We start from the raw sequence: 15812 nt of genomic DNA, 5'->3' as shown, positions 1-15812 counted from the left end.
TTATATATGAAAGCTGTAATAAAGGAAGGACAGATAACCGGAGGATATTCTCCTGCGGAAGCCGTATTTGCGGGTATCGCTGCCTCAGAGGTTTCCGGAAGAATTATAGTCGGAAGAAGCGAAAAGGGCAGATCGACGGAAATGGGAGTAATTTCCGGGCTGCTGTCCGGCGGAAGCAGCGTGATTTCTCTGGGGAGATGTCTTGAAACGGAGCTGTTTTTTGCTTCAAGACTTGCAAAATGCGGTTTGTGCATATATATAAAGGACGAGCCTCTTATGAAGCTTGACATAAGGGAAAAAGGCGGACTCCCTCTTTCTTCGGATAAAGAGAGGATAATATCCGAAGCTCTTTCAAAGCGCAGGGTTCCGGATCTGGCAGTTCCCGAGGGTATGCTTACCGACGGACGCAGCTTTCGGGAGATTTACAGGCAGCATATAGAGGGACTTATACCTGAAAACTGTCCTTATAACATAAAAATAAGCTCGTCCTCCCCTGTGTGTGAGAAAATACTGCTTAATCGGAAGGGAGAAAAGGAAATGGTCGTTCAGCTTAGTCCTGACGGCGTCAAAGCGGCGCTTTATTCGGATGAAAGCGGATTTGTTCCTTATGAGAAGCTTATATTCATATGCTGCAATCATATCTTTTCTCAGGGAAGGGACGCGGCTCTTCCGTTTGATTTCACGTTTGCCGCAGAGGATTATGCAAAGTCCAGGGGAAGAAAGATATATCGTTATTATTCGTCCGGCGACGGGAGAGAGGACGAGCATGCCCGCAGGCTTGCGAAAGAGCAGAATTTTACGCTTGACGGAATTTTTCTGGCGGCTATGGTAATAGGAATTCTATGCGGCAGAAAAATAAATCTGAAGCAGGCCGTTTCGGAACTTCCAGATTTTTATACTACGAAACGCTTCATTAATACCGACGGCGATAATATACGAAGCATTATGAATCACTGGGAGGGGAGAAAAACTCCTGATGGAACTGCGTTCAGAGATAAGAAGAGCAGAGTAATAGTTAAGCCGTCGGTTTCAGGCAGGGGAATATGGCTAAGCGTCGAAAGCTTTTCAATGGAAACCGCTTCAGAGCTTTGCGGAGAAATTGAAAGCAGGATAAAAAATACTGAAAAATAAACGAAAGGCGCGTAAGCGGAAATCCGTTTTCGACAAAATTCCCTTGACATTTATCGGAAGTCAGAGTATAATTAAAGTGTATATTTGTGTGGCTGTAAGAAAATAATAGACATAGTTATTTTCTTAATCGTTTAATATAAGTATCCGGAGTGGTTGCATTCCGGATACGTCTTAATTTAGATTTTAAGGAGGGTATGCCTCCTGAAATATAGAGGTCTTGAACGAAAAAAAGACCGGAACGTTTTTTCATTTAATTCAGAAAAAAGTTTCACCAAACAAGAAGTACATAATAAACCGGGAAATTGATTCAATTAATTTTGCTTATTGCTGAAACTGAGATAATATGTTACGATAATTCTGCGGACGAATTTTAAGCTGTACTTTTAAACGTCGGTTGATTTACCATTAAAACCAAGTCTGTGTATTAATTTATACGGTCTATGTCTTGAGAACATTTTACTTAAAGTTAAAAAAACGATCATTCCCGGAAAAGAAAAGCGAGGTTAAAAAGTGGAAAATAACACAACCAAAAATCATCAGGATAACAGAAAAAGGTATTCGGGAAAGAGGAGCGCGGCGTCTTCTGAACAGAGCAAGAGCGCCGTTCCGGCCGTACCGGTAAAAAAGGCGCCGGTTGCCAAGCCGAAGAGAGAGCCGAGAAGAACGCCTGTAAGAATAATTCCTCTCGGAGGCTTGAACGAGATCGGAAAGAATATGACCGTTATAGAATGCTCCAACGATATGTTTATAATCGACTGCGGACTTGCTTTTCCCGATACGGAAATGCCGGGCGTAGATATAGTTATACCTGATTTTACTTATGTTGAAAAAAACAGGGATAAGCTCAGAGGCGTAGTTCTGACTCACGGACACGAGGATCATATTGGAGGACTTGCCTATCTTCTTAAAAAAGTGAATGTTCCGGTATACGGAACAAAGCTTACGCTTGGACTTGTTGAGGGAAAGCTAAAGGAACACGGTCTTTACGGCAAGGCCAATCTTAACGTGGTTTCTCACAGAAAAACTGTTCGTATGGGGTGTATGGCGGTTGAGTTTATAAGGGTAAACCATTCTATTCCTGACGCTGTGGGAATGGCGGTGCATACGCCTGCCGGTATCATAGTTCATACCGGTGATTTTAAAATAGATTACAGCCCCATTAACGGAGAGATAATTGACCTGACGAGATTCGGCGAGCTTGGAAGCAAAGGCGTTTTGGCTCTTATGGCCGACTCGACTAACGCTGAAAGACCGGGATATACCCAGTCTGAAAGAAAGGTCGGGGAATCCTTTGAAAAGCTGTTTACAAAGGCGGAGGGAAAAAGGATAATAATAGCGACATTCTCTTCTAATATTCATCGTATTCAGCAGATAGTAAACTGCGCTGAAAAGTATGGCAGGAAGGTTGCCGTGTTCGGCAGGAGCATGATAAATGTTATTTCAACCGCCATTGAGCTTGGTTATCTTGACGTTCCGAAGGGTATCATCATTGATATCGACATGATGAACAGATACGACAGCTCGGAGATCATTCTTATTACTACCGGAAGTCAGGGAGAGCCGATGTCCGCTCTTACAAGAATGGCGATGAATGATCATAAAAAAGTAAATATAACTCCTATGGATTTTATTATAATATCAGCGACGCCTATTCCGGGAAATGAGAAATTCGTAACAAAGGTTGTAAACGAGCTGATGAAATCAGGAGCAGAGGTTGTTTACGAGGCGATGTACGAGGTTCACGTTTCAGGTCATGCCTGCCAGGAGGAGCTTAAGCTGATACAGGCTCTTACAAAGCCTAAGTTCTTTATTCCTGTTCACGGCGAATATAAGCATCTTAAAAAGCATGCCGCATTGGCAAGAGAGCTTGGTATGCCTAAGGAAAATGTTATAATCGGCGAAATAGGAAATGTAATAGAAACCGACGGAAATAAAATGAAGATTGTTTCTCAGGTTCCTGCCGGAAAGGTGCTTGTGGACGGATTGGGCGTCGGGGACGTAGGCTCAATAGTTCTGAGGGACAGAAAGCATCTTGCCCAGGACGGGCTTATTATCGTTGTTGTCGGTATTGAAAAGGCAAGCAATACAATTGTTTCCGGTCCGGATATAATATCGAGAGGCTTTGTCTATGTAAGAGAGTCTGAGGAACTGATAGACAACGCCCGCCATCTGCTGGCGTCCACTCTTGCCACATGCTCCATACAGGATTTTAGAGAGTGGAATTCCATCAAAACGCGGCTTAGGGACGCTCTTTCCGATTATATTTATGAAAAAACAAAGCGCAGTCCTATGATACTGCCGATTATAATGGAGATATAGGCATATCTTAGCTTATAATATTATAAATCTTGATTTACGGAGGTGAAATCCGTTGAAAAGAAGATATCCGGTTACATTTATTATTTCTGCGATAATGCTAGTAGCGTCCTGCATAATATCAGCGATGATGCTTTATAATTACGATAGAGCAAAATTTGCGGTAGCTATTATTCCTACGGCGGTTTTTGCCGTTATATTCTTTATAGATCTGGCGCTTGCTGAGAAAAATTCACTCAAATTTATCGCCAAGCTCAACGAGGCGGTCGGTACCGCTGAAAACGAGGCGCTTTATTACTTTGAAACGCCTTCCGTTATCGTTGATAGCGACTTTAGGGTTCTATGGTGCAATAAGGAGTTTAACGATCAGATAATTCCGGAGTATGATATATTCGGAACAGAGATTTATAAAGCTGTCGATATTGATATAAAAGCTCTTATGCTTGAGGGAGCGGCAACGGTGTTTTTCGGCGACAGATCCTTTAAGGTAGGAGCGGTCGCAACGCAGCGTTACGATCAGAAGCTGATATTTATGAGCTTTACTGATATAACGGAATTTGCCGAGCTTTTCAGTAAATATAAAAGAACGAGGCCGTCTGTTCTTCTGCTGGTTATCGACAATTATGAGGATGTGCTGCAAAATTTCAAGGAGAGCGAAAAGGCGCAGGTGGCCGCCGCCATAGAAACCATGCTCGAGGATTTTATGTCGCAGACTACCGGCGTTCTCAGAAAGCTTGGGCATGATAAATTTATAGCGGTTATAGAGGAACAGCATCTTAATAATATTATTCAGTCAAAATTTGAAATTCTTGATAAAGCGAGAAATATCAGCATTGGCGAAAAAAGCAGTATTATAACTCTTTCAATAGGAGTCGGCAGAGGAGCCTCTACTCTTGAAGAGAGCGAAACGTTTGCAAAGCAGGCGCTGGATATGTGTCTGGGACGAGGCGGAGATCAGGCGGCGGTTAAAACAGAAAACGGATTCAGATTTTTCGGCGGAGTTGCCAACGGAGTTGAAAAAAAATCCAGAGCTAAGTCGCGTATCATTTCTAATGCGATACAGGAACTGGTACATAACAGCGACAATGTTTATATAATGGGGCACAGGTTTGCCGATCTGGACGCTGTAGGCGCCGGAGCAGGACTTGCAGGAGCAGTAAGACAAGCCGGAGGGGAAGCATACTTTGTGGTGGATCCGATAAAAAATCTTGCAGGAGGTCTTATTGAAAGACTTCACAGCGAAATTCCGGATCTTTTGATTACTCCGCAGCAGGCGGTAGAGAATTTTTCTGAAAACAGTCTGCTGATTATAGTAGATACTCACAATGCGGAGCTGGTTGAAAGCCGTGAGCTGCACGATATGGCAGTCCACAAGATAGTTATCGATCATCACAGAAAATCAGTTAATTTTATTGATGACGCCGTTATTTTCTATCACGAGCCTTATTCGTCGTCGGCGTCTGAAATGGTGACCGAGGTTATACAGTATTTTAAAAACGTAAGCTTTCTTCCGCAGGTTTACGCCGAGGCGCTTTTAGCAGGTATAATGCTCGACACTAAAAATTTCATAATGAAAACTGGAGTCAGAACCTTTGAGGCGGCCGCTTATCTCCGTAAGAACGGAGCGGATACCGTTAAGGTTAAGGGCTTGTTTACAAATTCCATCGAGGCGTACAGAAAAAAATCAGCGCTTATATCTACGGCGGAAATATTCGACAGGTGCGCAATTGCTGTTTCTGACTCCAAGTCTGACGATATAAGGATAATAGCTCCTCAGGCGGCCGACGAGCTGCTTGGAATCAGCGGGGTTGACGCTTCGTTTGTTATATATAAAACCGGAGATGTCGTTAATATTTCAGCAAGGTCCTTGGGGGTTATGAACGTTCAGGTGATTATGGAAAGGCTGGGCGGCGGAGGACATCAGACGATGGCTGCGGCGCAGCTTACCGACGTTTCAGAACAGAAGGCAAAGGAAATGCTGATAGAGGTTTTAGATCAGGATTGAGAAAGGACGTAAAAATAAATGAAGGTTATTTTTTTGCAGGACGTTAAGAGATCCGGAAAAAAAGGAGAAATAAAAAATGTTGCCGACGGCTATGCCAGAAATTTTCTCATTGGTAAAGGTCTGGCGGTTGAAGCCAACGCAAAAAACATGAATGTTTTAAACGGACAGAAAGCCGCGGAGCAGCATAAAAAAGACGTTGAAAAGCAGAATGCCGAGGATATAAAATCGCTTATCGACGGTAAAAAAATTACTGCCGCGGCAAAGGCTGGTTCAAACGGAAGGCTTTTCGGATCTGTTACAACGGGAAACATAGCGGAATTAATTGAAAAGCAGTTCGGGAAAAAAATTGAGAAAAAGAAAATTGTCTTAAAAAGCGATATAAAAAATTTTGGCAGCTACGAGGCTGAAATAAAGCTTTATAATGGCGTTTCAGCGGCAATAACGGTTGAAGTTGTAGAAGAATAGAGAAAATTAAGGCGGTCATATTTCGGCTGCCTTTAGGTGTTTACGGAGTTTTTCATTATGGATTATCCTGATTTTTCAGATAAGGAAATGCCCTATAGTCTTGAAGCTGAGCAGACTATTTTAGGAGCCATTTTAATAGATCAGTCTGTTATATCCAAGGTGCTTGAAAAAATCAAGCCTGAATGCTTTTATAATGAACAGCACAGACTGCTTTTCAATATAATGCTCAGAATGTTTACTTCCGGCATAAAGGCGGATATAATAACGGTTCTCAACGAGGCTGTCAGGGAAGGTATTTTTGAAACGGCTCAGGAGGGAAGAAATTATCTTGCGGCTTTGGTCAATATGGTTCCGTCCGTTGATAATATCGACAGCTACTGCCGGATTTGCTCGGAAAAATATTATATTAGAAGTCTTGCTTTGGTAGCGCGAGAGCTTCTTCATGAAATAACTCTCGGTCAAAGCAGCGCCCAGATTCTTCTTGATTCGGCGGAACAGAAAATATTTGATATAAGACAGGGAAAGGACGTTCAGGGATTAAGCCCTATAAGCGATGTTATATTTGAATCATGGGACAGGCTCCAGAAAATTTCCGGTCCCGACAAGGATAAGTTTCTCGGAGCTAAAACGGGGTTTACGCTCCTTGATTCAATAACGACCGGACTTAATAAATCCGACCTTATTATTCTTGCCGCACGTCCGGGTATGGGTAAAACTTCGTTTGCGCTGAATATTGCGACAAATGTTGCCAGACATTCCGATAAGGACGTTGCAGTTTTTTCTTTGGAAATGTCAAAGGAGCAGCTTGCAACAAGAATGCTGTCTACGGAGGCGCTTGTTGATTCCAATAAGCTTAGAAGCGGTCATCTTTCGGAAAATGACTGGGTAAGGCTTGCTTCAAGCGCGGACGTTTTGTGCGGTCTTCCTCTTTATCTTGACGATACGCCCGGAACAAATGTACCTCAAATAAAAGCTAAGCTCAGGCGTATGAAAAATATAGGACTCATAGTTATAGACTATCTTCAGCTTATGGAATCGACAGTAAAATCAGAAAACCAGGTTTTGCGTATATCAGAAATTACCAGAAATCTTAAAATTCTTGCGAAGGAAATAGATATACCGGTTATTCTGCTGTCGCAGCTTAACCGAGGAGTTGAGGGACGTCCGGATAAGCGTCCGATGCTTTCAGACCTGAGAGAATCCGGTTCAATAGAACAGGACGCGGATATTGTTATGTTTTTATACCGCGACGCATATTATAATAAGGAAAGCGCGGAGCCTAACGTTTCTGAATGCATAGTTGCAAAGAACCGTCATGGTGAAACCGGCACAGTAAAGCTTATATGGGACGGTCAATTTACCAGATTTTCAAACGCTGATTTCGACAGTAATGCGGAGGGTAAATTTTGACAGAGAGAATAATTGGCTCTATTGATACATACAGTATGCTTAAAGGGGGAGAACGCGTTACGGCGGCTCTGTCCGGCGGAGCAGATAGCGTATGTCTACTGCTTGTTTTAAAGGAGCTGGAGGAAAAATATAATATTAAGGTTTACGCGGTTCATGTCAATCACTGTATCAGAGGAGAGGAATCGGACAGAGACGAACAGTTTTGCCGTGACCTTTGCAGAAAATTGGGTGTTGAATTAACGGTAAGAAGAATTGACGTACCGGCATATGCGGCAGATAATAAACGGTCGCTTGAAGAAGCGGCAAGAGATATAAGGTATTCGGTTTTTGCCGAAGTAGCTTCAGGCGGAAAGCTTGCAACTGCTCATACCGCCTCGGACAGTGCGGAAACAGTTATTCTTAATCTTGCAAGAGGTACCGGTCTTAAGGGCATATGCGGCATACCTCCCGTCAGGGATAATATAATTCGTCCGCTTATAGACGTAACCAGAAATGACGTTGAAAATTATCTTTTAAAACGAGGGCAGAATTTTATTACAGACTCCACTAATCTGTCCGTAGATTATACGCGGAATCGAATCAGACATAAAATTATACCTGAAATCCTTCAAATTAACAGCGGCTTTTATAAAACTTTTTGTGCAGAACTTAAAATATTTTCGGAAGAAAATAAATTTATTGAAAAATTCGCTGAAACCGCTTATAATATATGTAATGAGGACGGCGCTCTTTGCGGTCTTCAAAAATATGATCCGGTTATAAGAAAAAGATGTATTGCAAAGCTTCTTAAGAGTAAAAAGCTTGCGGTTAGCTCTGAGAGGATAAACAGTATAGACGAAATCCTTGAATGCGGCGGTAAAATAAATATAGCTTCGTGCGTATACGCCGTATGCCGTAAGAACGTTCTTACCATAGTAAAAGAAAACAAAATAGGCGCGTCTCAGTCTGTACTTCTGGCTGAGGGTGATAATACGATATTTAAAAATAAAATCGTTAAGGCGGAAATAAAAAATGACGGCGGCGGTATAATAGATTTGGAAAAGGTCCGTGGAGATATTATACTACGCGGCAGAAATTACGGCGATAGGATAAAATTGGCGGGCAATGGATTTACTTCATCTGTAAAAAAGTTGCTTAACGAAAAAATACGAGCCGATATAAGACCGTTTATACACTTTCTGGCAGACAGTGTCGGTGTTATATATATTGAGGGCATAGGGACGGCAGAAAGAGTTAAAACTGACTGCAATACCTCAAAGAGCTTGTATCTGACTATAAAGGATGTGATATAATGCTTGAGCGCGGCGTAGGCGGCATTCTTATAAACGAGGAGCAGCTTGCCGGACGCATAAAGGAACTCGGTGATATTTTAACGGAGGAGTATGCGGGAAAAAATCCGTTATTTATTTGTCCGCTTAAAGGATCCGTAATGTTTTTTGCGGATTTGTTAAGGAAAATAAAAATTCCTTGTGAAATTGACTTTATGGCAGTTTCAAGCTATAATAGTAATACGGTCAGTTCAGGGAAGGTTCAGGTTATGAAGGATCTGACCTGTGATATAGAAGGACGGCATGTCGTTATTGTTGAGGATATTATAGATTCCGGAAATACTCTTTATGAATTAAAAAGTATGCTTAAAAATCGCAGCCCGGCGTCGCTTAAAATCTGTACGCTTCTGGACAAGCCGGCCAGACGGGAAAAACCCGTTGAATCCGATTATTGCGGATTTGAAATTCCCGATCTGTTTGTTGTAGGATTCGGTATGGATCTGAATGAGGAATACAGAAATCTGCCTTATATTGGGGTTTATAAAAATACATAGAGAAAGAATGGAGTGAAGGTTTATTGACACCTAACAGGAACAGAGGAATTGCCGCTTATACTGCTATTGCGGCAGTTTTGCTTATTTCGATTATTATTATTTTCCCTAAGCTTTTGCAGTCTGGGGATAAAAAGGAATATTCGGAGGTTATAAAGAACTTCGACGAATATAAGGTAAGCTCATATACGCTTGATCTGGGAACCGGCGAGCTTGTTTATAAACTTATCGGCGACGACAAGGAATATAAATATGAGGTTCCCAATGTAAGTATATTCCTTGATGATACTGATACAGATACGAAGGATTACAGAACAGAATATAATAAGCTTCATCCTGATACTCCTCTTGCTCAGGATTATAAGAAAATAAAGGATAATTCCTGGATCATTTCTGTCGTTCCATCGATATTGCTTTTGATACTTGGCGTAGCTCTGTTCTTTTTTATGATGAAGCAGACAGGCGGAGGCGGGAAATATTCTTCCTTCGGAAAGGCAAATATCAAAAATCAGGCTCATAATAACGGAAAAAGAGTTACCTTTGCAGACGTGGCGGGAGCTGACGAGGAAAAGCATGAGATGGAGGAAATTGTTGATTTTCTCAAAAATCCTAAAAAGTACTCGGAAATCGGTGCAAGAATACCAAAGGGAGTATTGCTTTTGGGTCCTCCCGGTACAGGTAAAACGCTGCTTGCAAAAGCGGTTGCCGGCGAAGCGGGTTGTCCGTTTTTCCCGATTTCAGGTTCTGACTTTGTCGAGATGTTTGTCGGCGTCGGCGCGTCAAGAGTACGCGATTTGTTTGAACAGGCTAAGAAAAATGCTCCTTCAATTATATTTATAGATGAAATTGACGCTGTAGGCCGTCACAGAGGCGCAGGATTAGGCGGCGGACACGATGAGCGTGAACAGACGCTTAACCAGCTTCTTGTTGAAATGGACGGCTTTACAGGCAATGAAAGCGTTATTGTTATTGCCGCAACTAACCGTCGTGATATACTTGATCCCGCTCTTTTACGTCCGGGAAGGTTTGACAGGCAGATAGTAGTCGGTTATCCGGATATAAAGGGACGCGAGGAGATCCTTAAGGTTCATACGCGCAACAAGCCGCTTGCCCCGGATGTAAATCTTAAAACAATCGCTAAAACAACCGTGGGCTTTACGGGAGCCGATCTTGAAAATCTTGTGAACGAAGCTTCATTGCTTGCGGCACGAGCTAATAGGAAAGCGATTATCAAGGAAGATATAGAAGAAGCGACTATTAAGGTAATAGCAGGTCCTGAAAAGAAGTCAAGAGTGGTAACGGAACGCGAGAAGAGACTTACTTCATATCATGAGGCCGGTCACGCTGTTTGTACCTATCATTGTCCGACACAGGATAAGGTTCATCAGGTGTCGATCATTCCAAGAGGAATGGCAGGCGGCTTTACTATGTCTCTGCCGGAGCATGATAAGTCTTATGTAAGCAAGACTGAAATGAAGGAAAATATTGTAACCCTGCTCGGCGGACGTGTTGCAGAAAAGCTTATTCTTGAGGATATTTCAACCGGGGCTTCAAACGATATAGAGCGTGCAACGGCAATTGCAAGAAATATGGTTACGAAATACGGCTTTAGCGATAAGCTGGGTCCGATGGTTTACGGCACGGATCAGAACGAGGTGTTCCTGGGACGCGATTTCAACAGCTCTAAAAATTATTCTGAAAACGTAGCGGCTGAGATTGACGCTGAGATGCGTGAGATTATTGAAGAGGGTTATGAGCGTGCAAAGGATCTTCTTGAGCAAAATATGGATCAGCTCCATCTGCTTGCTAAGTATCTTATGAAATATGAAAAGATTGACGACGTTGATTTTGAAAAGCTTATGAAAGGCGAACTTGACGAAAGCGTTCTGAATGATGATGAGGATTCGGACAATGAGTCTGAAGAAGGCAATACAGAAGAAAACAAAGAAAAATAAAGTAAAAGCCTCCCATAGGGGAGGCTTTTTTATCTTATAAAGCTTTCAAGACCTGCCGCAAGGCGTTCTTCCTTGCGGCGTTTTTTGTTTTCGTACATTGCCTGATCCGCCATGGAAATAACCTTGTAAAGCGACATATCTATATCCGCTTTGGTGATTATATAACCTATGCTGGCGTCTATGGCGTATGGCTTATCGGAAATCCTGTTGAACTTTTTGATATGCATATAAATGCAGTCGATAAGCTCCTTGGCGTCGGAGTCTGTGTGGTTGTCGGCAAAAATGATAAATTCGTCGCCGCCGTATCTTGCAAAAATCTGATTGCGGTCGCAGGCGGATTTTATAGATTCGGAGATCTGCTGCAACGCATAATCACCCTCGCTGTGCCCGAACTTGTCGTTTATATATTTCAAACCGTCCATATCAATAAACATTACCATGATATCCTTGTATTCGTGAATACATTTCTGATATATCGGCATAGCGTTCTTGCTGAAGCCGTTGCGGTTATAAATATGGCAGAGAGGATCTATAACAGATAATCTGTCGAGCTTGCTGACCATTTTATCCAGACATACTATTTTTCTTATGTTTTCAATAGAATTGCTTACATTCATAATCCATGTCTGAAACAAGCCGCTTTCCATGGGAAATTTACTGTTTTTTATTACACAGTAACCAAGACATCTTTCACGGAAATGCACGGGAACAAAGTAATAAACATTGCTTTTATCGGTTGAATTATAAATATCCGGCAGCATTTCCGAAGATTTAAAGTCATGTTTTTCTTTGAATCGGCCGTTTTCATAATTAATGAGAACCTTCATGTTCTCAGTGTATCCTGAGTGAGAAAAGCTGTCGAGTAAATTGATTTCAGCGTCGTTTGAATCATATTCGTCTATCCAGTCGTCACACAGACAGAATACGAATTTTTCACAGCCAATTTCACTAATAAAACGTTTCAATACATCTACGTTTTCTTCTATTGTAAGGCATTCTTCAAATTCACAGCACATTCTGTTTATCATAGGAACGCCGATATTATAGGCTTCGATACATCTATAGCAGGACTTTTTAAATTTAATTATATTGTCGTATGTGTTGCTGTTTTCGCAACCGCAGCTATCTAAAAATACGCATTCTGCGTCAAGAAGCTCCGTTCTTTCAGGATTCATTCCGTTTATTGCTTCATATACCTTTTTAGCGGCGGTATATCCGGATAGACGAAGCGGACGTTTAACTGAAGTTATAGCCGGAAAATAATTTCTTGCCATATATATATTGTCAAAACCGGTTACCATTACGTCTTCCGGCACTTTTTTTCCGGTTTTTTCAAGCTCGATAACTGCCGAAAGAGCCATTGCATCGTTAGCGCAGATTATAACCTCCGGGAATTCCATATCTGAATCCAGAAAATGATTTACGGCTATTCGTCCGTCCTGACCTCTGAAAAATCCGTGGAATATTCTTTTTTCTTCTATGGGAATATTATGTTTTTCAAGTACGCTTTTATATGCTGCCAGTCTCATAATGCTTTCGGGATTATCATAGGGACCTGAAATATAATTGATACGCCTGGCGCCGTGGTGAGTTATAATGTGTTCCACCATATTTTCCATAGCCTTGAAATTATCTATTCCTATATAATAAAAGTTATTCAGATCGTTATCTATGCATGCCGCCGGTATATTTGCGGCAGTTATTTTCTCAGAAAGCTGTTTGGTTATCTTGGGTGAAGATATTGTATTTGTAAGCAATATAACTCCGTCAAACTTTTCAAAGTTTATTAGATTATATATATTGAATTCGCCCATATCATGCTGTTTGTTTTTCAGAATGCCGCCGAAAGCGATAAAATTGCATATATTTATTTTTTTTTCAGCGGCGAAGTCCTGTATCCCCAGAAGTATGGTATTCTGATACTCTTCGTCAATGCCGGCAACGACAACCGCTATATTGATCGGATTTTTCATATTTTTTCCTCCATATCATAATCAATTTATATTATACTACATTTAGACAAAATTTTAAATAGTTTTTGCATAATATGCAAAAATATTGGCGAAATGTTCTAAAAATAACGTACTTGATTTTACAAATTGTACAAATAACTTTAAAAAAAGCGGACGTTTAAACGTCCGCTTTTATTATTCTTTGTCAAGTCTTGCAGCTTTCAGCATTATAGCGCATTCAAGCCGCTTTTTTTCAAGCTGGCATGAAAATTTATGAGCATTGTGAATATCTCCGGCGTAAATGTAATTATTTGCGTTGCATCCGCCGCTGCAATAGAATTTTGCCCAGCACTGACGACATTCCGGTTTGGTATAGACGTGAGCGGCGGCAAATTCTGCTTTAAGATCAAGATTGAAAGTACCCTCGTCGAGATTTCCCATTTTGAATTCCTCAAGACCTACAAACTGATGACACGGATATATGTCGCCGTCCGGAGTTATCGCAACATATTCATTTCCGCATCCGCATCCTCTCAGACGTTTTATAGCGCAGGGACCTTGGTCAAGGTCCAGCATAAAATGAAAGAAATTGAATTTTTTTCTGCGGTTTTCATTATCAAGGATTCTTTCGGATAATTTTTCATACTCTTTAAAAATCTGAGAAAGCTCTTTTTCTGTGAGAGAATATGGAACCTCAGGAGGACAAACAACCGGTTCAACGGATATCTGGTCGAATCCCTCGTTATAAAGACTAAAGACATCTTCGGAAAAATCAAGATTATACTTTGTGAAAGTACCTCTTACATAGTATTCTTTTTCGCCTCTTTTTGACACAAGTCTTTTAAATTTCGGAAGTATAGAGTCATAGCAGCCTGTTCCGTCAACTCTTTTTCTTACCTTGTCGTTTACTTCCTTTCTTCCGTCTATTGAAAGAACTACATTAGACATTTCTTTATTTATAAAATCAATTTTATCGTCGTCGAGCAAAACGCCGTTTGTAGTAATGGTGAATCTGAATCTTTTGCCGTAATCTTTTTCTCTTGATCTGGCGTATTCGACTATCTGTTTGACAACTTCAAAATTCAAAAGAGGTTCTCCGCCGAAGAAATCAAGTTCAAGATTTTCTCTGTCTCCGGATTTTTCAAGAAGAAAATCAATCGCTTTTTTTCCTGTTTCAAAGCTCATAAGCTTTCTGCCCTTACCGAAATCTCCCGTTGAAGCAAAGCAGTATTCGCAGCGTAGATTGCAGTCGTGAGCTATATGCAGACACATTGCCTTAATCGGAGAAGCTACGGAATATTTGGCAAATTTTTCATAATCGTCTTCTGAAAACAATATTCTGTCATTATAAAGAGCTTTTATTTCGTCATAGCAGGAGATAATTTCCTCAGACGGATAAAATCTTGAAAGCTTTTCCATAACCTTTTCAGGACATTTTTCTTCAAAAGGCGGTTCAACATTATCCAATAGATCGTATGTAATATCGTCCACTATGTGAACTCCGCCGCTGTTTGTATCCAGCACTATGTTATACCCGTTAAGCTTATATTTATGTATCATTTTTATTTCACCTCATAAAATTTAAAAGGGACATATGGCGATGTCCCTTTTAATAAACAAACCTTCTTATATATTATCTTTCACATTTCTGGTTTGCCACTGTGCAGGAAGTTTTGCATGCGGACTGGCATGAAGCCTGACATTTACCGCAACCGCCTTTCTTAGCAGTTTCCTTGAGATTAGCCTTATTGATAGTTCTGATATGCTTCATAAAAACCTCCAAAAAAATCTTTCATAATCAACATGAAAACATTATACCACATTCAATAAGCTTTTTCAATAGCTTTTTACCGAAAAAATACACAAATATTACATGATTTTTATGTATGCTCAGTATAGTTAAAGGGGAGGACGTTTTATTTTTGAATTGACGCCTGTTACTCCGCCGGCGGCTCCGGCAATACACAGCATAATCAGAAAGCGTGTTAAACGAAACGGAGGAATTCCTTTTAAGTAAATTATTCCGGCTGAAAAAATAACGGCATAAATTATAATTCCGCATATTACCCCGTTTTTAATTCCCTTATGCCTTTTTTGTTTACCATAAAGGAAACCTGAAAAATATCCTCCGGAGCATATTGCAAGGCTTCCCAAGACCGATATTATTCCGTCTGACATTCCCGCGGCTGACGCGGCATAGCTGAAAAGAAGAATAAGAGCCGTTATAAGCGCGATTCCGGAAACGGAAGAAAAAATAAGATTATAATATTTAAGTCTGCGGATGGTTCTTTTGTTTCTTTTCATGGCTGTTCACCGCCGTAATATTTTTTAATAATTTCGGCGATATACAATAGTTCGCCGGCCAGCTTTTCGCTGAATGCGGAATCGTAGCTGTATATCGCTATGCCAAGATCGTTTTTTGCTGAATATTCCGCCTGTCTGGATATTATACCGCTGTCCTCGATCCATTCATTTTTTCCGCTTCCGGCCCATTTATCTTCGTTCCCTACTTTATAGGCTCCCAGTCCTATAATAAGTGAAACATCGTCGCATGTATTTATATCCTTCCATTTTTTTACCGTTTCTTCAAAGGGACAGCTTTCATTTTTAAATCCGTAATAAATCTGAGGAACAATATAATCGCAGTAGCCTGATTCGGAGGCCCATGTTTTTACATCGGCGTATTGACCGGAATAATTTGAATCAATATTGCCCTGCGGACTGATTCCGAAGAGAGCTTCTTTGTTTTCCTTTTTTAC

The 15812-nt window shown here is 41.0% G+C and carries 13 protein-coding genes; 8 read left to right on the top strand and 5 right to left on the bottom strand.

Going from position 1 to position 15812, the window contains the following annotated elements; all coding sequences use genetic code 11:
• Positions 1–6 precede the first annotated feature (6 nt).
• The 8 genes from ACYQ0N_RS13030 (at position 7) to ftsH (ending at position 11101) form a co-directional block, all read left to right on the top strand.
• Positions 7–1131 (top strand): phosphohexomutase domain-containing protein, encoded by a 1125-nt coding sequence (locus ACYQ0N_RS13030; RefSeq protein WP_460162948.1) that lies wholly within the window; start codon positions 7–9, stop codon positions 1129–1131.
• A gap of 510 nt (positions 1132–1641) precedes the next feature.
• The gene (locus ACYQ0N_RS13025; RefSeq protein WP_460162947.1) at positions 1642–3450 is read left to right on the top strand and encodes a ribonuclease J; all 1809 of its coding nucleotides are present in this window, start codon (positions 1642–1644) and stop codon (positions 3448–3450) included.
• A gap of 52 nt (positions 3451–3502) precedes the next feature.
• Positions 3503–5452, top strand: coding sequence for a DHH family phosphoesterase (locus tag ACYQ0N_RS13020; RefSeq protein WP_460162946.1), 1950 nt, complete (start codon positions 3503–3505; stop codon positions 5450–5452).
• 18 nt (positions 5453–5470) lie between these two features.
• Positions 5471–5917 (top strand): 50S ribosomal protein L9, encoded by a 447-nt coding sequence (rplI, locus tag ACYQ0N_RS13015; RefSeq protein ID WP_460162945.1) that lies wholly within the window; start codon positions 5471–5473, stop codon positions 5915–5917.
• Positions 5918–5974: 57 nt separating this feature from the next.
• A complete protein-coding gene (dnaB, locus tag ACYQ0N_RS13010) occupies positions 5975–7327 on the top strand; it encodes a replicative DNA helicase (protein WP_177531962.1) in 1353 nt (450 codons plus the stop codon).
• Positions 7324–8619, top strand: coding sequence for a tRNA lysidine(34) synthetase TilS (gene tilS, locus ACYQ0N_RS13005; RefSeq protein ID WP_177531961.1), 1296 nt, complete (start codon positions 7324–7326; stop codon positions 8617–8619). Before dnaB ends, tilS begins: the two co-directional genes overlap by 4 nt.
• Entirely contained in the window at positions 8619–9149 is a 531-nt protein-coding gene (gene hpt / locus ACYQ0N_RS13000) for a hypoxanthine phosphoribosyltransferase (protein ID WP_177531960.1), read from the top strand. The genes tilS and hpt overlap by 1 nt, the downstream gene beginning before the upstream one ends.
• Before the next feature lie 23 nt (positions 9150–9172).
• Positions 9173–11101 (top strand): ATP-dependent zinc metalloprotease FtsH, encoded by a 1929-nt coding sequence (gene ftsH / locus ACYQ0N_RS12995; RefSeq protein WP_460162944.1) that lies wholly within the window; start codon positions 9173–9175, stop codon positions 11099–11101.
• Between the two features lie 29 nt (positions 11102–11130).
• Here the strand turns inward: ftsH and ACYQ0N_RS12990 are convergent, their stop codons facing one another.
• The 5 genes from ACYQ0N_RS12990 to ACYQ0N_RS12970 all read right to left on the bottom strand — a co-directional run.
• The gene (locus tag ACYQ0N_RS12990) at positions 11131–13074 is read right to left on the bottom strand and encodes a substrate-binding and GGDEF domain-containing protein (protein WP_177531959.1); all 1944 of its coding nucleotides are present in this window, start codon (positions 13072–13074) and stop codon (positions 11131–11133) included.
• A 174-nt stretch (positions 13075–13248) separates the two neighbouring features.
• On the bottom strand, positions 13249–14613 hold the full coding sequence (gene scfB, locus ACYQ0N_RS12985; RefSeq protein ID WP_460162943.1) for a thioether cross-link-forming SCIFF peptide maturase: 1365 nt from the start codon (positions 14611–14613) through the stop codon (positions 13249–13251).
• 73 nt (positions 14614–14686) lie between these two features.
• Positions 14687–14824: a six-cysteine ranthipeptide SCIFF gene (scfA, locus tag ACYQ0N_RS12980; RefSeq protein WP_177531957.1), complete on the bottom strand. Its 138-nt coding sequence runs from the start codon at positions 14822–14824 to the stop codon at positions 14687–14689.
• A gap of 128 nt (positions 14825–14952) precedes the next feature.
• A complete protein-coding gene (locus ACYQ0N_RS12975; RefSeq protein WP_177531956.1) occupies positions 14953–15357 on the bottom strand; it encodes a TIGR04086 family membrane protein in 405 nt (134 codons plus the stop codon).
• On the bottom strand, positions 15354–15812 hold a 459-nt coding region (locus ACYQ0N_RS12970), incomplete at its 5' end, for a family 10 glycosylhydrolase (protein ID WP_460162942.1). The genes ACYQ0N_RS12975 and ACYQ0N_RS12970, both read right to left, overlap by 4 nt.

Source organism: Ruminococcus sporogenes (assembly GCF_054655175.1).
Note: the sequence above shows the minus strand (reverse complement) of the source record. Positions and strands in the feature narration are given on the sequence as shown.